Annotated in this window: 14 protein-coding genes; 9 read left to right on the plus strand and 5 right to left on the minus strand. The window is 71.9% G+C overall.

Features of this window, described 5'->3' with window-relative positions; all coding sequences use genetic code 11:
- Positions 1 to 5: 5 nt before the first annotated feature.
- The 6 genes from ACOOHC_RS03405 (at position 6) to ACOOHC_RS03430 (ending at position 6533) form a co-directional block, all read left to right on the plus strand.
- Positions 6 to 1670, plus strand: coding sequence for a complex I subunit 4 family protein (locus tag ACOOHC_RS03405; RefSeq protein WP_420452609.1), 1665 nt, complete (start codon positions 6 to 8; stop codon positions 1668 to 1670).
- The gene (locus ACOOHC_RS03410) at positions 1667 to 3193 is read left to right on the plus strand and encodes an NADH-quinone oxidoreductase subunit N (RefSeq protein WP_420452610.1); all 1527 of its coding nucleotides are present in this window, start codon (positions 1667 to 1669) and stop codon (positions 3191 to 3193) included. Before ACOOHC_RS03405 ends, ACOOHC_RS03410 begins: the two co-directional genes overlap by 4 nt.
- Before the next feature lie 67 nt (positions 3194 to 3260).
- Complete coding sequence (locus ACOOHC_RS03415) at positions 3261 to 4784, plus strand: alpha/beta fold hydrolase (RefSeq protein ID WP_420452611.1); 1524 nt, start codon at positions 3261 to 3263, stop codon at positions 4782 to 4784.
- A gap of 113 nt (positions 4785 to 4897) precedes the next feature.
- Entirely contained in the window at positions 4898 to 5470 is a 573-nt protein-coding gene (locus ACOOHC_RS03420) for a cupin domain-containing protein (protein WP_420452612.1), read from the plus strand.
- A gap of 149 nt (positions 5471 to 5619) precedes the next feature.
- On the plus strand, positions 5620 to 5982 hold the full coding sequence (locus tag ACOOHC_RS03425; protein WP_420452613.1) for an ArsR/SmtB family transcription factor: 363 nt from the start codon (positions 5620 to 5622) through the stop codon (positions 5980 to 5982).
- Complete coding sequence (locus ACOOHC_RS03430; RefSeq protein ID WP_420452614.1) at positions 5979 to 6533, plus strand: SRPBCC domain-containing protein; 555 nt, start codon at positions 5979 to 5981, stop codon at positions 6531 to 6533. Before ACOOHC_RS03425 ends, ACOOHC_RS03430 begins: the two co-directional genes overlap by 4 nt.
- A 69-nt stretch (positions 6534 to 6602) precedes the next feature.
- Here the strand turns inward: ACOOHC_RS03430 and ACOOHC_RS03435 are convergent, their stop codons facing one another.
- Positions 6603 to 8270 (minus strand): methyl-accepting chemotaxis protein, encoded by a 1668-nt coding sequence (locus tag ACOOHC_RS03435; RefSeq protein ID WP_420452615.1) that lies wholly within the window; start codon positions 8268 to 8270, stop codon positions 6603 to 6605.
- A 106-nt stretch (positions 8271 to 8376) separates the two neighbouring features.
- Here ACOOHC_RS03435 and ACOOHC_RS03440 point away from each other — a divergent pair, with 106 nt between their 5' ends.
- From ACOOHC_RS03440 to ACOOHC_RS03450, 3 genes are read left to right on the plus strand one after another with little or no spacing between them, the layout of a single operon-like run.
- Positions 8377 to 9417 carry an SAM-dependent methyltransferase gene (locus tag ACOOHC_RS03440; RefSeq protein ID WP_420452616.1) on the plus strand — a complete coding sequence of 347 codons (1041 nt, stop codon included), beginning with the start codon at positions 8377 to 8379 and terminating at the stop codon, positions 9415 to 9417.
- A complete protein-coding gene (gene acs / locus ACOOHC_RS03445; RefSeq protein WP_420452617.1) occupies positions 9414 to 11381 on the plus strand; it encodes an acetate--CoA ligase in 1968 nt (655 codons plus the stop codon). The genes ACOOHC_RS03440 and acs overlap by 4 nt, the downstream gene beginning before the upstream one ends.
- A gap of 44 nt (positions 11382 to 11425) precedes the next feature.
- Complete coding sequence (locus tag ACOOHC_RS03450) at positions 11426 to 13138, plus strand: hypothetical protein (RefSeq protein ID WP_420452618.1); 1713 nt, start codon at positions 11426 to 11428, stop codon at positions 13136 to 13138.
- 59 nt (positions 13139 to 13197) lie between these two features.
- Here the strand turns inward: ACOOHC_RS03450 and ACOOHC_RS03455 are convergent, their stop codons facing one another.
- The 4 genes from ACOOHC_RS03455 to ung all read right to left on the minus strand — a co-directional run bounded on the left by ACOOHC_RS03455 (position 13198) and on the right by ung (position 18034).
- On the minus strand, positions 13198 to 15045 hold the full coding sequence (locus ACOOHC_RS03455; protein WP_420452619.1) for a cation:proton antiporter: 1848 nt from the start codon (positions 15043 to 15045) through the stop codon (positions 13198 to 13200).
- Positions 15046 to 15137: 92 nt separating this feature from the next.
- Positions 15138 to 16334, minus strand: a complete 1197-nt coding sequence (locus ACOOHC_RS03460) for a PLP-dependent aminotransferase family protein (RefSeq protein ID WP_420452620.1) — start codon at positions 16332 to 16334, stop codon at positions 15138 to 15140.
- Between the two features lie 69 nt (positions 16335 to 16403).
- Positions 16404 to 17300, minus strand: coding sequence for a YihY/virulence factor BrkB family protein (locus ACOOHC_RS03465; RefSeq protein ID WP_420452621.1), 897 nt, complete (start codon positions 17298 to 17300; stop codon positions 16404 to 16406).
- A gap of 2 nt (positions 17301 to 17302) precedes the next feature.
- Complete coding sequence (gene ung / locus ACOOHC_RS03470) at positions 17303 to 18034, minus strand: uracil-DNA glycosylase (RefSeq protein ID WP_420452622.1); 732 nt, start codon at positions 18032 to 18034, stop codon at positions 17303 to 17305.
- Between the last annotated feature and the right edge of the window lie 153 nt (positions 18035 to 18187).

Here is an 18187-nt window from a genome sequence, read left to right on the forward strand (position 1 = left end):
AGATCATGAACAACCTCACCGACAGCAACTGGCTCCTGAGCCTCGGCACCTTCTTGCCGATCGCCGGGGCGCTCGCGATCATGTTCGGGACCGCGCGCGACGACGAGCGCAGCCCGAAGATCGTGGGCATCGTCACCGCCGGCGCCACCCTGGTGATCGGCATCGTCACCCTGCTGCGGTTCGACTACGGGCGCTCCGCCGACCTGCAGTTCTTCGTCGACGTCGACTGGATCCCCGTCATCTCGTCGGGCTACACGGTCGGTCTCGACGGGATCAGCCTGCCGCTGTACTTCCTGTCGATGGTCGTCACCTTCCTGGTGATGATCTACTCGTGGGACAACATGCCCGACGTGGGCAACGCGAAGGCGTTCTACTCGCTGATGCTCATCCTCCAGACCGGCATGGCGGGCACGTTCATCGCCCAGGACCTGATCCTGTTCTTCGTGTTCTTCGAGGTGGTGCTGCTGCCGATGTACTTCATGATCGGCGTCTGGGGCGGCGAGCAGCGCAAGTACGCGTCGCTCAAGTTCTTCCTGTACACGATGTTCGGGTCGGCGTTCATGCTCGTCGCGTTCCTCGCGCTGTTCTTCCAGACCGGCGGCGAGAGCTTCGGCTTCGCCCAGCTCGTCGAGGCCGGTGCGGGGATCGACCGGAACGTGCAGATCTGGATCTTCGCCGGCATGTTCCTCGGCTTCGCCGTCAAGGTCCCGATGTTCCCGTTCCACACCTGGCTCCCCGACGCCCACACCCAGGCGCCGACCCAGGGCTCGGTCATCCTCGCCGCGATCCTGCTCAAGCTCGGCACCTACGGCTTCGTGCGCATCGCCCTGCCGATGCTGCCCCAGGGCGCCGAGGCGTGGGCGCCGGTCATCGGCATCCTCGCCGTGATCGGGATCATCTACGGAGCCCTCGGGTGCCTCGCGCAGACCGACATGAAGCGGCTCATCGCGTTCTCGTCGGTGGCCCACATGGGGTTCGTGATGCTCGGCATCTCGACCCTCACGACCTTCGGCATCAACGCGGCGCTGTTCGGGATGGTCTCCCACGGCCTGATCACCGGGATCCTGTTCTTCGTCGCCGGCTCGGTGAAGCACCGCTACCACACGCTCGAGATCAAGCGCCTGAGCGGGATGCTGATCCAGATGCCACGGATGGGCTGGATCCTCGGGTTCGCCGCCATGGCCTCGCTGGGCCTGCCCGGCCTCGCCGGCTTCTGGGGCGAGTTCCCGGCGATCCTGTCGGCGTACCAGCCGCACCCGGCGCTGTCCGAGCCGCTCTTCCGCACCCTGATGGTCGTCGCCGCGGTCGGCACCGTGCTCGCGGCCGCCTACCTGCTGTGGCTGTACCAGCGCACCGCCTTCGGTGAGCCGGGCGCCGAGTTCGCCGGCCACTCCGACGCGGAGCGTGCCGCGGCGCGCGGCTCGGGCCACGGGGTCGCCCACTCGCTGAGCTCGGCGGCCAACGCCGACGCCCGTACGGCCCACGACACCCACGACACCCACGAGGCGCACGAGGACATCCACGACGTGCAGCCCACCGAGTGGATCGCGTGGACGCCGTTCCTCGTCGCGATCGTCGTGTTCGGCGTGTACCCCGACCTCCTGTTCCGGGTGCTCGACCCGGCGGTGACGCAGCTGGTCGAGACCATCTCGGCCGGGATCCCGACGTGATCGGCCTCGTCTCGTCCGTCCTCGCCCAGGTCGACTGGGTGGCGCCCCACGTCGACTGGCACGCGATCGCCCCCGAGCTCGTGCTCGTGGTCGGCATCAACCTCGTCCTGCTGATCGACCTCAACATCGAGGAGGACAAGAAGTGGACGATGGCGACGCTGTCGGGCTTCGTGGTGCTGGGCGCCTTGATCCCGATCGTCACCCTCTGGTTCACCAGCGACGGGGTCGCGCGCGAGCTGTTCGACGGGCGCTACGTGATCGACGAGTACGCGCTCGTGCTCAAGGCGCTGTTCCTGCTCGTCGCGTACGTGATCATCCTGATCAGCCAGAACGAGCTCGAGGAGGGCGGCTACTACCAGGGTGAGTTCTACGTCCTGATGCTGTGCTCGGTGCTCGGGATGCTGACGATGAGCTCGGCGCGCGACCTGGTCTCGATCTTCGTGGCGCTCGAGCTGCTCTCGATCCCGGCGTACATGATGGCGGCGTGGCGCAAGCGCTCGGCGGTCTCGAACGAGGCCGGGGTGAAGTACTACCTGCTCGGCGTGTTCGCCTCCGCGATCATGCTGTACGGCATGTCGTACCTGTACGGCACGACCGGGTCGACCAAGCTCACCGAGATCGGCGCCTCGCTGTCCGACGGTGACCTGCTCGGACTCGAGGTCGTCGGCGTCGCCTTCGTCATCGTCGGCTTCGCGTTCAAGGTGTCGGCGGTCCCGTTCCACACCTGGGCGCCCGACACCTACGAGGGCGCGCCGACGCCGGTGACCGCCTTCTTGTCCGTCGCGTCCAAGGCGGCCGGCTTCGTCGCTCTGGTGACCCTCGTGTTCGTCGCCTTCCCCGGCGCGAGCGGGGTCTACGGACCGATGATCTGGGTGATGGCGGCGCTCACGATGACGGTCGGCAACGTGCTCGCCCTGCGCCAGGGCAACATCGTGCGCATGCTCGCCTACTCCTCGGTGAGCCAGGGCGGGTTCATCCTGATGCCGCTCGCGTACGCCGGCGACCCCGACGCGTCGGGATCCGCCCTGAACGCGGTCGTCGTCTACCTGCTCGTCTACGCGTTCATGAACGTCGGCGCGTTCGCCGTCGTCATCGCCGTGACGCGCAAGACCCGCAGCGGTGACATCAGCTCCTTCGGCGGCTTGTTCGGCTACGCGCCGGGGATGGCGGTCGCGATGACCGTGTTCATGGCGTCGCTCGCCGGCATCCCCCCGCTCGGCGGCTGGTTCGCGAAGTTCAACGCGTTCAAGGCGGTGCTCGACGCGTCGACCACCTCCGCGTACGTGCTCGCCTGCATCGCTGCGGTCAACACCGTCATCTCGGCGGCCTACTACTTCCGGGTGCTGCGGACCGTGTGGATCGACGAGGCCCCCGACGGCGACGTCGCCCCGATCCACACCCCGTCGCCGATCGTGGCCGCGCTCGGGATCACCGTCGTCGGCACGCTCGCCGTCGGCGTCTTCCCCCGCCTCGTCGCCGGGTTCGGCAACTTCTCCGACCTCACCGGCGCTCTCCCCGGCTGACCGCGCCCGCGACGCTGCCGGCGCCGCGCCTCGCGCCGCGGAGCCGCCTTCGCTACGGTCGCCGGCCGTGGACGGGGTTCCCGAGGTTCGGTTCGCGACGGCCAGGGGAGCGCGCCTGGCCTACCAGCGCTTCGGTCGGGCGGAGGCGCCCACCGTCGTCGCCAGCCCCCCGGCCGCGCAGAACGTCGAGGTCGGCTGGGAGCACCCCGCCATCCGGGCGATGCTCGAGCGCTTCGGATCCTTCGCCGACTTCGTGCACTTCGACAAGCGTGGCACCGGGAGCTCGGACCGCACGGTGCTCGTTCCCGGTGTCGACGAGCGGGTGGACGACCTGCGCGCGGTGATGGACGCCGCCGGCGTCGAGCGGGCCCACCTGTTCGCGCAGTCCGAGGGCGGGCCGACGACGCTGCTCTTCGCCGCCTCGTACCCCGATCGGGTGGACGGCGTGATCCTCCTCGGCTCGTCCGCGCGGATGGCGCCCGTCGGCCTGTCGGCCGAGGAGCGCCAGCGCTCGATCGGCCTCCGTCGCCACTTCGCCGACGTGTGGGGCACGCCCGACTCGCTCGCGGTCGACATGTTCGCGCCCTCGCGCTCGTCGGATCTCGAGTTCCGCACGTGGCACCAGCGCTACGAGCGCCTCGCGGCGAGCTCGGACTCGCTGTACGACCTGCTGGTCCAGATGATCGACATGGACGTGACCGATGTGCTCGACGACGTCGAGGCACCGGTGCTCGTGCTGCACCGCACCGGCGACGTCGCGATGCCCGTCGAGTGGGGCCGGGAGGTGGCCGAGCGCGTCCCCGACGGACGCTTCGTCGAGCTCGAGGGCGAGGATCACTTCGGCTACCTCGGAGACGTCGAGTCGTGGATGGGCGAGATGGAGCGGTTCGTGACCGGCGCAGCGCCGAGGCAGACCTCCCCGCCGAGGACCGGGACGGGGGTCTACGTCCGGACCCTCGGGCGCTTCTCCGTGGAGGTCGACGGCGAGGAGGTCCCGACCTCCGCCTGGGGGTCGCGGCGGGCGCGCACCCTGCTCAAGCGTCTCGTCGTCGCCCGGGGGTGGCCGGTGACGCGCGACGAGCTCACCGATCTGCTGTGGCCGGACGACCCCGAGCCCGATCGGCTCGGTGCACGGTTGTCGGTGGTCCTCTCCGCGGTGCGGCGGGTGCTCGGCGGCGGTGTCGTGGCCGATCGCTCCACGATCGCGCTCGACCCGTCTCGGGTCCGCGTCGATCTCGTCGAGCTGTTCGAGGCGCGCGACGACGCCGCGGTGGTGGCCGCGTACGCGGGGGAGCTGCTGCCCTCCGAACGCTACGAGGACTGGTCGGCGCCGGCTCGCGACGAGGCTCGCCAGCGCTTCGTCGAGGCGGCGCGCCGACGGTTGGCCGAGTTGCCCGCGCTGGCCCACGGGATCGACGGACGAGCCGCGCTGGCGCGTCGGCTCCTCGAGGCCGACCCGTGGGACGACGACACCCACCGGGCGCTCGTCGAGGCTCTCGCCGCCGCAGGCGACGTCGAGGGGGCGCGGCGGGCGACGGACGCCCGGCGGGCCGCGCTCGCCGAGCTCGGGATCGACGAGGTCGACGGCTGAGGCGTCGGGGACGGCTCCGTCCCGGACGTCCGGATGCCGACCCGGTTCCGCGATCGCGCCGGTCGCGCTCGGTTCCGAAGGTTTCCGAAAGGGTCGTGTCGCACGATGTCGACATGAGCGACCACACGAGCACCGACCCGACCACCACCGACCGCAGCGGGGATGCGACGACCAGCCGCCGGGTGCCGGTCGACCCCGCTGGGCCCTACGTCCTCGGGCGAGACGAGGGCGAGCACTTCCACTTCCTCAACCACCTCGCGACGCGCAAGGTCACCGCCGGCGAGCGCGGTGCGCTGACGGCCGTCGAGTTCGTCCAGGATCGCGGCTTCGGACCCCCGCTGCACCGCCACGCGGACGAGGACGAGATCCTCGTGGTCCTCGAGGGCGAGATCGCGTTCCGCTCGGGCGAGGACGAGTTCGTCGGGGCCGCCGGGTCCACGGCGTTCCTGCCCCACGGCGTCCCCCACACCTTCCAGGTGCTGTCGGAGTCGGCGCGGTGCCTCGCGATCTGCGCGTCGCGCGAGCGGTCTCCGCGCTTCGACCGCATGGTCGCGGCGCTCGGTGAGCCGACCCCCCGGCCGACGGTCCCGGCACCGGTGGAGATCGATCCCGGGCACGTCGCGGAGGTCAACGCAGCCCACGGGATCGAGATCCTGGGCCCGCCACCGGCTCCCCTGCCCGCCTGAGCTCCCGGCTGCGACGGGCGGCCGGCGCGGCGGGGTCCCGGCCCGGTCGCGCCGTCCGCGCGCGACGTGATCGGCCGGACCGCACCCGCTCGCACGAGGGCGCGGCGATGCCCTTGCATTCCCCCGAAGGAATACGTAAGGTGAGGCCCGTGATCGCCACCGGCACCGTGCTCGACGTCGTCGGCGAGCCGAACCGTCGCCGCCTGATCGAGCTCCTCCATCGTCGGCGGGAGTCGACGGTGTCGGAGCTGGTCGACGCGTCGGGGATGCGCCAACCGCAGGTGTCGAAGCACCTGCGCGTGCTCGCCGACGCGGATCTCGTCTCGGCGCGGGTGGACGGCCGGTACCGGCGGTACCGCCTCGACGGGAGCGGGTTGCGCGCGGGGCACGACTGGTTCGCCTCCTTCGAAGACGTCTGGCAGGGCCGCTTCGACGCCGTGGACGAGCTCGTCTCCGCCGACGCCCGACCCCGCCGCCCACCACCCGACCAGCGCGAGGAGCGTCCACGATGACCGACCCCACCCCGGAGACCGACCCCACCGCCGCGACCCCGCCGTCGAGCCTGGAGGACCGACGTGGTTCGGCTCGGATCGAGCTCGCCGACGACGGATCGTCCTACGAGTGCGTGCGCACCTTCGGCGCTCCCCCCGAGCGGGTCTTCCGTGCCTTCACCAACCCGGACGACCTGCGCGTCTGGTTCCCGACCGGAGCGCCCCCCGGCTCGGAGATGACGGTGTGCGAATCCGACCCGGTCGAGGGCGGCCGCTACCGCTACGTCATGGTCATCCCCGAGCACGGGACGATGTCGTGGCACGGCGAGTACACCCTCGTCGAGCGCCCCGAACGACTCGGCGCCCGGGAGTGGTTCGTCATGGGCGACGACGACCCCACCGGTGCGCCGGCGACCCAGGTGCTGACCTTCGAAGCGACCGGTCGGGGCTCGACGCTGATGACGATGCGCGTCGACCTCCCCGACCCGGAGGACCCCGAGACGTTCGTCGAGCAGTCGGCTGCCGGCCTCCAGTCCTCGTTGGCCGCGCTCGACGAGCTCGTCTCGAGCTGAGCTCGCGCCAGCGGTCGCGTGCCGCGGTGGTCGGCCGGGCGCTCGCCGGGCGTCGTCAGGTGGCGGACGTCACCCGGCGGCGACGGGCTCGGCGTCGGGGCGCCGGTCGGTTCGGAGCGATCCGTCGGCCGGTGCCGACAGTCGGAATCGATCGACCGACGCGGCGAGCTGACGAGCCACGGCATCGAGGCGGTCGCTCGAGCTCAGCGCTCGGTGCGAGGCCTCCCGCGTGTGCTCGGCGGAGCGGGCGACCTCGGTGACGTTGCGGGCGATCTCCGACGTGGTGACGGACTGCTCCTCGACGGCGGCCGCGACCGATCCCGAGAACTCGTTGATCCGACCGATGCTCCCGACGACGCCGGCGATCGACTCCATCGCCGAGCCGGTGTCGGCCTGGATGGCCTCGATCTTCGAGCGCACGTCGTCGGTCGCCTCCTGCGTCTGGGTGGCGAGGCCCTTCACCTCGCACGCGACCACGGCGAACCCCTTGCCCGCCTCGCCGGCGCGCGCCGCCTCGATGGTGGCGTTGAGGGCCAGCAGGTTGGTCTGCTCCGAGATCCCGGCGATCATGCGGACGACCTCGCCGATCTCGTCGCTCGACCGGACGAGGTTCTCGATGACGGCGTTGGCCAGCATCGCTCGCTCGTCGGCCTCACGGGCGGCTCCGGTGACGTTCGTGGCGTTCGTCGCGACCTCGCGGATCGTCGCCTCCATCTCGCGGCTGGCCGCGGCGACCGAATCGGCCTGGGTCGAGGTCGCCTCGGCCGTGCTCGCCAGCGAACGGCTCACGTCGCGCACCGTGACCGAGCAGTCCGACAGGGCGTCGGCGGCCGAGCGGAGGTCGCCGACCACCTCGCGCAGGTTGTCGAAGCTCTTCTCGAGCGATCCGCCGACGAGATCATCGTCGCCGTGGGCGTCGACGTGGTGGTCGAGGTTGCCCTCCGCGAGCTGGTCGAGCGAGAGCGCCAGGCCCGAGAGGTAGGTCGACATCTGATCGAACGACTTCGCGAGCTGACCCATCTCGTCCGTGCCGTGGATCTCGACCCGGTCGCCCACGTCGCCGGCGGCGATGCGATCGGCGACCTCGCGCATCCGGTCGATGGGCCGCAGCGCACGGAGGACGAGTCGCCCGACGAGGGCGGCCGCCGCCAGCATCAGGATCATGAACCCGAGGGAGCGGGCGACGGCCGAGCCGAGGTGGTCGTCGATCGACGCGGCGACGTCGGGGACCGCGGTCTCGTAGCGCCCGAAGAGCGAATCGATGGTGTCGCGCGTGGTGATGAACAGCTCGCCGGACTCGGTCAGGGCGGCGGCGTCCACCCGGTCGCCCCCCTCGACCGCCGCCGCGATCGCGTCGGTCGCCGTGCGCCAGTCGCCGTACCGCTCGGCGAACGTCGCCCACAGGTCGGTCTCGTCGTCCTCGGCGCGCGCGATCTCGGTGTACAGGCCGAAGCGCTCGGTGACCTGGTCCGCGTTGGCCACGTAGTCGTCGAGCTCCGCCTCGACGACGTCCGGATCCGAGCTGTCGGCGACGCGCTCGACGGCGAGCTGGGCCTGGTAGAGGTCGCGGTCGAGGTTGAGCAGCAGCGAGGCCGACTCGGCGTCGCGGGTGGCCAGCCCGTCGACCTCCGAACGCACCGATCGCAGCGTGGTGAGGCTCGACGCGAGCGCGACGACGCTCAGCAGACCGACGACGACGAAGCCGCCGAGCACCTTGTGGCGGATGGACGACTGCATGGCGACTCCAGGTGGGATGCGGGACGGACGTCGATCGTCCGGAGCGTCGGCGCCTGAGCCCGCAGGCGCGGTGGATCGGTGCGCTCGCCGGGGGCAGGATGTGGCGGTGAGCGACGGACCGGTCCCGTTCGAGAGCTTCATGGACGATGCGCTGTACGGTCCCGACGGGTTCTACACGCGCGGGGGAGCGGCGGGCCGGCGAGGTGACTTCCTCACCTCGCCCGAGGTCGGTCCGCTGTTCGGCGCCGTGGTCGCCCGGTACCTCGACTCGGTCTGGGAGCGGATCGGGCGTCCGAGCGAGTTCGCGGTCGTCGACGTCGGCGCCGGACCGGGGACCCTCGCCCGGTCGGTGCTCGCCGCGGTCCCGAGGTGCGCAGCCGCGCTGCGCTACGTCGCCGTCGACGTCTCGGCGGCGCAGCGGGAACGGCACCCCGACGGCGTCGAGTCCCGGGCCGAGGTGCCCGACGGACCCCTCGACGGCGTGGTGCTGGCGAACGAGCTGCTCGACAACCTCCCGTTCCGCATGGCGGTGTTCGACGGCGCGTGGCGCGAGGCGTTCGTCGAGATCGAACGCGGCGGGTCGTTCGTCGAGCGGCTCAGCGCGCCCTTCGATCCCGTCCCCGCGACGCTGCCGGCGCGGGCCACCCACGGCGCGCGTGCGCCGCTGGTCGACCGCGCCGCACGGTGGGTCGACGACGCCCGTGGCCGGTTGCGGTCGGGTTCGGTCCTCGCCGTCGACTACGCGGTGCCGATGACCGCCGAGCTCGCCGGCCGACCGTGGCGCGAGTGGCTGCGCACCTACCGCGGCAACGAGCGGGGCTCGCACCCGCTGCGCGACGTCGGGGCCCAGGACATCACCACCGACATCCCGCTCGACCAGCTCCCCGAGCCCGACGCCGTCCGCTCGCAGACGCAGTTCCTCTCGCTGCACGGCATCGACGATCTCGTCGAGGAGGGGCGCCGGATCTGGCGCGAGCGGGCCGCCGCCCCGGACCTGGCGGTGATGCGGATGCGCAGCCGAGTCTCGGAGTCCGAGGCGCTGCTCGACCCCGCCGGGCTCGGTTCGTTCGTCGTCGCCGAGTGGCGGGTCGACGCCGCCGCTGGCTCCGGGTCGCCTCGGAGCGCTGATCTACCATCGGACCCATGACCGACGACCGGGCCAGCTCCCACGCCGACGCCATCGATTCGCTCTCGGCCGAGAACCGGACCTTCCCGCCCTCCGACGAGTTCCGGCGCGACGCCCTCGTCACCGGCACCGACCTGTACGACCGGGCGGCGGCCGACGACGAGGGGTTCTGGGCGGCGCAGGCCGAGGAGCTGCTCGACTGGGCCTCGCCGTGGGAGACGATCCTGGAGTGGGATCTGCCGAACGCGAAGTGGTTCGAGGGCGGGACGCTCAACGCCTCGTACAACTGCCTCGACCGCCACGTCGAGGCCGGTCGCGGCGACAAGGTCGCGTTCCACTGGGAGGGCGAGCCGGGCGACACCCGCACGATCACCTACCGGGATCTGCTCGACGAGGTCTGCCAGTTCGCGAACGTCCTCACCGGCCTCGGGGTGAGCAAGGGCGATCGCGTGATGATCTACCTGCCGATGATCCCCGAGGCCGCGGTCGCGATGCTCGCCTGCGCCCGGATCGGAGCGCCGCACAGCGTCGTGTTCGGCGGGTTCTCCAGCCAGTCGCTCGCCGACCGCATCGACGACGCCGACGCGAAGGTGCTGATCACCGCCGACGGCGGCTACCGGCGCGGCGAGGTGTTCGCCCTCAAGCCGGCGGCCGACGAGGCGTGCGAGAGGTCGTCGTCGATCGAGCACGTCGTCGTCGTCAAGCGCGGCGGCAACGACGTCGCCTGGGTCGAGGGGCGCGACCGCTGGTACCACGAGCTGATGCGCGGGGTGTCGACCGAGTGCCCGGCCGAGCCGATGGAGGCCGAGCACCTGCTGTTCCTGCTGTACACCTCGGGCACGACCGGCAAGCCGAAGGGGATCATGCACACCACCGGTGGCTACATGACCCACACGACGTTCACCCATCGCTACGTGTTCGACCTGAAGCCCGAGAGCGACGTGTTCTGGTGCACCGCCGACGTCGGGTGGATCACCGGCCACAGCTACATCGTCTACGGACCGCTGTCGAACGGGTGCACCCAGGTGATGTACGAGGGCGTCCCCAACCACCCCGGCAACGACCGCCTGTGGCGGATCTGCGAGCGCTACGGCGTCACGATCTTCTACACCGCCCCGACGGCCATCCGCACGTTCATGAAGTGGGGCGCGGCCGAGCCCGCCAAGCACGATCTGTCGGCGCTGCGCGTCCTGGGCACCGTCGGCGAGCCGATCAACCCGGAGGCGTGGATGTGGTACCACGAGAACATCGGGGGCGGCACGTGCCCGATCGTCGACACCTGGTGGCAGACGGAGACCGGCGGGATCATGATCGCCCCGCTGCCGGGAGCGACGACCACCAAGCCCGGGTCGGCCACCTTCCCGCTCCCGGGGATCTCGGCCGAGGTGGTCGACGAGGAGGCCAAGGAGGTCGACGTCGGCGGCGGGTACCTCACCCTGACCCGTCCGTGGCCCGGGATGCTGCGGGGCATCTGGGGCGATCCCGAGCGCTACCAGGAGACGTACTGGTCCCGCTACGGCGACCGCTACTTCGCCGGCGACGGTGCCAAGCTCGACGACGACGGCTACCTGTGGCTGCTCGGGCGCGTCGACGACGTGATGAACGTGTCGGGCCACCGCATCTCCACCACCGAGGTGGAGTCCGCCCTCGTGTCGCACCCGTCGGTCGCGGAGGCGGCGGTCGTGGGCGCCGACGACGCGACGACCGGGCAGGCCGTCTTCGCCTACGTGATCCTGCGCGGCGGCGCCGAGGCCGACGAGGCGACCCTGCGCGACCACGTCGGCGGCGAGATCGGCCCGATCGCCAAGCCCAAGCGCGTGTTCATCGCGTCCGATCTGCCCAAGACGCGATCGGGCAAGATCATGCGGCGGCTGCTGCGCGACGTCGCCGAGGGACGCGACATCGGCGACACGACGACGTTGGCCGACCCGACGATCGTCGAGGAGCTGCAGCGCAAGGCCGCCGCGAGCTCGGGCGACGCCTGAACCGGGGCGCTCAAGCGCGCCGCCGCGCCTGCCGATGAGCGAGCGTGGGAGGCGGTGAGCGCGACGACGACTCGCTGACGAGCCTGTCGTGGGATCCGGTCGTCGCGCGCGGTCGCGAGCACCCCGACGCCGACCGTGACCGCGGCGACTCGGATCCCGAGCCGCCCCCTGCCGCCGCGCGGACGGAGGTCGTGCGCACCTCCGCGGAGGCGGACGCGATCGCTCCGGACGCCCCCGGACCGCAGACCATCGTCGTCGACTCGCGCCAACCCGATCAGTCCCTGGTCCCGGTCGCGCCCGTGCCCCAGCTCGGCCGATCGCTCGGCGCCGCGTCCCCCCTCGCGACGCCGGTGGGCGTGGCCCCGCCGCCCTCCGACCGCCGGAACCGGGATCAGACGCACGCCAGCGCCCGGCTGGCGGTGGCCATCGTGATCCTCGCGCTGATCTCCGGTGCGGCGGTCGTCCTCGGCCGCCCCTTCCTCTTCCCCGACGAGTGGGACCCGGTCGCGCTCGCCCACGCCGAGCGGATCGAGCAGGTCCGAGGGGTCGCGTTCGCCGAACCGGTGGCGATCATCGCCTCGCCGAGCGCCGCCCACCGACGTCTCGTCACCGACCGGATCACCGACGCCGACGCATCGGCGGCGGCCGCGCTGCGCGCCCTCGGCCTGGTGTCGGGCGCGGCCCCGGACCGGGCGGCGACGCGCGACCTGACGGCCGGGCTGTGGACGGCGCACTACTCACCCGACGACGGGCGCGTGCACGTCGATGCGTCCGTGGTCCGACCCTCCGAGTCCCCCGACGTCGCCGGTGCGATGGTCGAGGCGGCGCTCGACCAGCAGTTCGGCCTGTCGGCGGGCGCCCCGCGCCGCGGCCTCGACGCGCAGGCGGTCGTCGACGCGCAGGTGCTGGCGGTCGCGCGGAGCGTGCTCGCGGCCGCCGGGTACCGGACCGATGTCGAGGATCCCGACACCGTCCGCTTCTCGTTCCTCCCGCCGGTCGTCGACTACCGGCTCTCGGCGCCGTACGCGCTCGCCCACCTGATCGCTGCCGACGAGCCCGACGAGCCCGACGAGCCCGACGAGCCCGACGATCCCGACGGGTCCGCCCGGCTCGTGGCGGCCGACCCGGGCGCGGTCCCGTCCCGGCCCGAGCTCGTGGATCCGTCACCGCTCGCGGTCGTGGCCGAGCCCGTCGGCGAGGGCGACCGAGTCGAGGGACCGCTCCCGGTCGATCGGGGGTTCTGGTTCCTCGTGCTGGCCACCCGGCTCGACTCGGTCGACGCGCTCCGCCTGTCGGAGGCCGTCGAGGGCGCGGCGTTGGTCGTCGAGACCGTCGGCGAGCGCGAGTGCGTCGTCGCTACGCTCACGACGTCGGATGCCGTGACGTCGGACGGGATCGCCGCAGGACTCGAGCGGTGGTCGGCGGCGGCAGCGCCCTTCGGTGCCGCCACCGCACGGCCGGAGCCCACCGTGTCCACGCTCCGCTCGTGCACCCCGGTCGGGGAGGCGATCGCCCCCCCGGTCGGTGTCGGTCACCGCCTGGTGGCCTGGCGCACCGCCGAGGCCGCCACGGCGCTCGCGATCCGCGACACCGGCGGCTCGGAGGCGCAGGTCGCCGAGGCGGTGGCGGGGCTCGGGGCCGAACCGGCCGTCGTCTCGCTCGTCGAGCGGTCGGTCGGGATGACGAGCGCGGCGATCGCCCAGGACGCGCGCGTCGCGGTCGCGGACCTGGTCGCCCGTTCCGCGACGACCGACTGAGCCCGACCGGCCGTCCTCGGCGAGGCCGGGTGCGGCGGGCCTCGTGGGTCGGGGCGCGGTCAGGCGTCGGCGGACGCCGACGGCGCCTCGGCTTCGATCTGGCGCTGCAGCGAGGGGGCGGCGAGCCCGATCACGTCGCCCACCTCGGGGAGGGGGTCGTTGCGGCAGATGAACGCCATCTCGCCCTCCTCGATGCGGGCGAGGGGGAGGAACAGCTCCTCCTCGAGCGCTTCGTCGATCAGGGGGCCGGCCGGGGAGCCCACGACCTTCCAGCCCTGGCGCGACCGCTCGTCGAGGGTGTTGTACGTCAGGCCGGCCATCCCGATGATCCGTCCGAGGTACTCCTCGGGGACCGCGTCGTGCCCGCTGCGCTTCTTGCCGGGCGCGAGCTGGAACACCTCCCGGCGTCCGAAGACGCGGGCGAAGCGTCCGGTGGAGAGCGCGTTGACCTCGTCGTTCGAGGTGACCGCGAGCAGACGGCCGATGCCGCGCAGGTCGAGGCTCTCGGTGGCGTCCTCGGCGAGCGCGCTCATCCGGCGAGCCGTCAACCCGGCGGCGATCGAGCGGGTGACGTTGTACGGGTCGGTGTCGATCAGCAGGGTCTTGATCTCGCGCTGCTTGAGCTGCATCGCGATCCCCCGGGCGGTGGCGTGCGAGCCGACGATCAGCACCCCCTCCGCCTGGGCCTCCGCGAGACCGAGGATGCGCGCGGCGGGACCCGCGAGGAACCCGTACACCACGATGGTCCCGATGATCACCAGGAACACGATCGGGACGATCTTCTCCGCGTCGGGGACGAACTCCTCCTCGAGGCGGATCGCGAAGATCGCCGACACGGCCGCCGCCACGATCCCGCGCGGCGCCATCGTGCACAGGAAGACCCGCTCGCGCCACGTCAGCGAGGTGCGCACCGTCGACGCCACGACCGACAGCGGGCGTGCGATCAGCACGAGCACGACGAGGAACAGCAGCGACGGGAAGAACACCTCGGTCAGCGCCTCGTACTCGATGCGGGCGGCGAGGAGGATGAACAGCACCGAGATCAGCAGGGTGCGCAGGCTCTCGTTGAACTCGAGGACCTGGCGGATGGTCGAGCTCTCGCGCCGGGCGAGGTAGATGCCGAGCACGGTCACGGCGAGCAGCCCCGACTCCTCCTGGATCTCGTTCGCCGCGACGTAGCTCGCGACCACGAAGGCGAAGGTGACGGGGACCGCCAGCTGATCGGGGATCAGGAACCGCTTGAGCGCGTTGTCGAGCAGGAACGCGGTGGCCAGTCCGAACCCGATCCCGGCGAGCAGCGTCTTGCCGACGATGAGGGCCAGGGTGAGCACGGCCTCGTTGGTGTCGTTGGCCAGCACCACCTCGAAGCAGACCAGCGCGGCGGTCGCCCCGATCGGGTCGATCAGCACCCCCTCCGCGCGCAGGATCGGCCCGGTCGTCCCCGCCGGTCGCACGAAGCGCAGCAACGGCCCGACGACGGTCGGTCCGGTCACGACGAGCACGGAGGCGAGCACGATCGCGGCCTGGTCGGAGATGCCGAAGATCTCGCGCGCCGCGTACCACCCGACGACGCCGGTGATCACGGCGCCCAGGGTGATCAGGCGGCGGACGGCCGTGCCCGTGTTGCGCAGCTCGCGCGGCGGCAGGTCGAGTCCGCCTTCGAACAGGATCAGCGCCACGGACAGCGACACCAGCGGGAAGAGGGTGTCGCCGAGCAGCTCGTCGGGGTCGAGCAGGCCGGTGAACGGTCCGAGCGCCAGCCCGGCGATGAGCAGGGCGATGATCGACGGCAGCTGGGTCCGCCACGCGATCCACTGCGCCGCCATGCCGGCGCCGACGATCAGCGCGAGGGTGGGGCCGATGGCCGATTCCCCCGCGGCGAGCAGCGAGGCGGTGGCAGCGATCATGACGGTGGCCCCTGCATCCGGTGGGATCGTAGCCCCAACCCCCGGAGGAGCGCGCCACAGCGCAACCCGCTCCCCGCCTCGCACGACGGGGCTCAGCCGGTGGCGCGCACCGCTCGGTCGACGGCGCCCACGAGGCGCTCGACCGCGTCGCCCATCCGCTCGGCCGGGACGGTCGCGTACGAGAAGCGGGCGTGCGGATCCGGTTCCTGGTCGATGGTGAACGCGTTCCCGGGGACGAACGCGACCCCTCGGTCCAGGGCGAGCGAGAGCAGCCGGGTGGTGTCGTCGAGCTCGGCGAACTCGGTCCACAGGAACATCCCGCCGTTCGGCCGGTGGAACGAGATCCGCTCCCCGAGGCCGGCGTCGAGGGCGTCCGCCAGGGCGACGCAGCGGTCGCGGTAGATCGGGACGATGCGCGCCCGCTGCTCGTCGAGCCAGCCCGGGGTGGCGACGAGGTCGGTGAGCACCAGCTGGGCGAAGGTCGAGGTGTGCAGGTCAGCGGCCTGCTTGGCGCGCGCCACCCAGCCCATCACCTCGGGGGGCCCGATCATCCACCCGACGCGGAAGCCCGGCGCGACGATCTTGGAGAACGTGCTGAGGTGGACCGCCCGCTCGGTGAACGACGCGACCGGGGGCAGCGGGTCGTCGGAGAAGCGGATCGCGCCGTAGGGGTCGTCCTCGACGATCAGCACCTCGAAGCGGTCGGCGAGCTCCGCCAGGAGGCGCCGTCGATCGAGCGACATCGTCGCCCCCGACGGGTTGTGGAAGTTCGGCACGACGTAGACGAAGCGCGGGCGCAGACCGGCGGCGAGCCGATCGGCGAGGACGTCGACGCGCATCCCGTGCTCGTCACCGGGGACGACCTCGAAGCGCGGCTGGAACAGCTCGATCGCCTGCACGGCTCCGAGGTACGCGGGGGACTCGGTGACGACGACGTCACCGGGGTCGACGAGGACCTTCGCGAGCAGGTCGAGCGCCTGCTGGGAGCCGTGGGTGACGACGATCTGGCCCTCGACCGCGATCTCGCGGCCGAGCGCGGCGGAGTACTCGCCGGCCAGCCAGCCGCGCAGCTCGACGACGCCGTCGGTGGCGCTGTACTGCACCGCCCGCGGTCCGTGCTCGCCGAGGAGGCGGTCGGCGGCCCGCCGGAGGTCGAGGAGCGGGAAGCTGTCGGGGGCGGGGAGCCCGCCGGCGAGCGACAACATGTCGTCCACCTCGGTGAGCTTGAGCAGGTCGCGGATGGCCGACGATCGCAACCCGTCGGTGCGCCGGGCGAACGTGTACGACATGGACCCTCCCGCGCCCGAGGCGCCCGAACTGCTCCGCGGACGCCCGTCTGCTCCGTGGACGACCGGAGGCTAGTCCCCCGTGCGCATGGACAGGGAGAGCTCGCGCCCGCGCTCCGCGCTGACCCGGTCGGTCAGGCGCTCGCGGGCGGCGTTCAGCTCGGCGCACATCATCACCGTGATCCCCACGAAGCTGAGCCAGGTGATCAGCCCGATGATGATGCTGATGATCTGGACCGGGTCGGGATCGGCTCCCGGCGCGGTGCCGCCGAAGTTCTTCACCAGGCCGGTGCCGAAGTGCTGGAGGACGGCGAACACGACGCCGGCGATCACCGCACCGAGCCACACGTCGTCCCACGAGGGCGAGTACGACGTGAGGAAGCGGTACATCGATGCGATCACGCAGATGTTGATGCCGACGGTTGCGGCGGTGAGCGCGACGTCGCCGAGCGCCGGGAGGGTCGCCGCGCTCACGAGCGAGGCGATCGCCAGGTTGCCGATCTGGGAGATCCCGATGATCGCGACGCCGAGCACCGCCTTGGCGCGCTGGATCGGGAGGTTCGCCCGATCGTCGAGCGGGATCTCCCACACGTCGTCCAGCGCGGTCTGCAACCCGACGAACGCACGCCCCGACGACCACAGCGCCCCGGCCAGCCCGAAGATCAGCGCCCACGTGCCGCCGGAGATGCGGTCGGGGGTCTCGAGGATCCCGCCCACGACGGGGATCTGCGCCATCGCGCTGTCGACGATCCGCTCCTGCAGGTCGGGGTTCCCGCGCAGCACGATGCCGAGGACGGTGACCGCGACGAGCAGCAGCGGGAAGATCGACAGGAAGGTGAAGAACGCGAGCAGCCAGGCGTCCTTGCTCGACTGGTGGCGGCGCCACCCGTCGAGCATCTCGACGACGAGGTCGACGATGCGGTACCTCGACCGGAACCGCATCACCGTGGCGTTGGTGGTCCAGGCCATGGTCAGTGTGTAGCGGACCCGTCACCGCGGGCGCCACCACCCGGGTCGGCACCGGTGTCTGCGAGGTCCGTGTCGCCGAGGTCCCAGTCGACCGGGTCGCGCCCGAGCGCGATCAGCGCCTCGTTCGCCCGGCTGAACGGCTTGCTCCCGAAGAACCCGCTGCTCGCCGAGAACGGCGACGGGTGCGGCGACTCGATCACGGCGTGGCGCGCCGTGTCGATGCGCTCGCGCTTGCGACGGGCGTGGTTCCCCCAGAGCACGAACACCACCGGATCGGCGCGCTCCGACACGACGTCGATCACCCGGTCGGTGAAGGTCTCCCAGCCCTTCCCGGAGTGGGACCCCGCCTGGCCCGCGCGCACCGTCAGCGACGTGTTCAGCAGCAGCACCCCCCGACGCGCCCAGGTCCCGAGGTCGCCGTGGTCGGGCACGGCGAGGCCGAGGTCGTCGCGCAGCTCGGCGTGGATGTTGCGCAGCGAGGGCGGGATCCTCACGCCGGGGCGCACGGAGAACGCGAGGCCGTTGGCCTGGCGGGCACCGTGGTACGGATCCTGACCGAGGATGACGACCTTGAGCTCGGCGAACGGCGTCAGGTGGAGCGCCGTGAACACCTCGTCGTGGGGCGGGTAGACGGTGTGGCGGGAGCGCTCGTCGGCCACGAACGACTGCAGCTCGGCCCAGTAGTCCCGCTCGAACTCGGCGCGCAGCAACGGGTTCCAGTCGGTCGTCGCCATCGGATCACAGCATGTCATCCGGCTCGACGTCTCCGCGCGGTCGTGTGGCGTCACGACCACGTCACCGTCTCGTCGCCGGCGGAGCGACCGTCACCACCACCGTCACCACCACCGTCACCACCGTCACCACGCCCCGGCGGCGCCACCCCGGCA

The organism is Ilumatobacter sp. (genome assembly GCF_965215205.1).
Taxonomy (GTDB): domain Bacteria; phylum Actinomycetota; class Acidimicrobiia; order Acidimicrobiales; family Ilumatobacteraceae; genus Ilumatobacter_A.

Bases quoted from the DNA above. Each gene is read 5' to 3' on its own strand.
- ACOOHC_RS03405 (WP_420452609.1), top strand. From the start codon at position 6: ATGAACAACCTCACCGACAGCAACTGGCTCCTGAGCCTCGGCACCTTC.
- ACOOHC_RS03435 (WP_420452615.1), bottom strand. From the start codon at position 8,270: ATGCAGTCGTCCATCCGCCACAAGGTGCTCGGCGGCTTCGTCGTCGTC.
- ACOOHC_RS03460 (WP_420452620.1), bottom strand. From the start codon at position 16,334: ATGTCGTACACGTTCGCCCGGCGCACCGACGGGTTGCGATCGTCGGCC.
- ACOOHC_RS03420 (WP_420452612.1), top strand. From the start codon at position 4,898: ATGAGCGACCACACGAGCACCGACCCGACCACCACCGACCGCAGCGGG.
- ACOOHC_RS03465 (WP_420452621.1), bottom strand. From the start codon at position 17,300: ATGGCCTGGACCACCAACGCCACGGTGATGCGGTTCCGGTCGAGGTAC.
- ACOOHC_RS03430 (WP_420452614.1), top strand. From the start codon at position 5,979: ATGACCGACCCCACCCCGGAGACCGACCCCACCGCCGCGACCCCGCCG.
- ACOOHC_RS03455 (WP_420452619.1), bottom strand. From the start codon at position 15,045: ATGATCGCTGCCACCGCCTCGCTGCTCGCCGCGGGGGAATCGGCCATC.
- ung (WP_420452622.1), bottom strand. From the start codon at position 18,034: ATGGCGACGACCGACTGGAACCCGTTGCTGCGCGCCGAGTTCGAGCGG.
- acs (WP_420452617.1), top strand. From the start codon at position 9,414: ATGACCGACGACCGGGCCAGCTCCCACGCCGACGCCATCGATTCGCTC.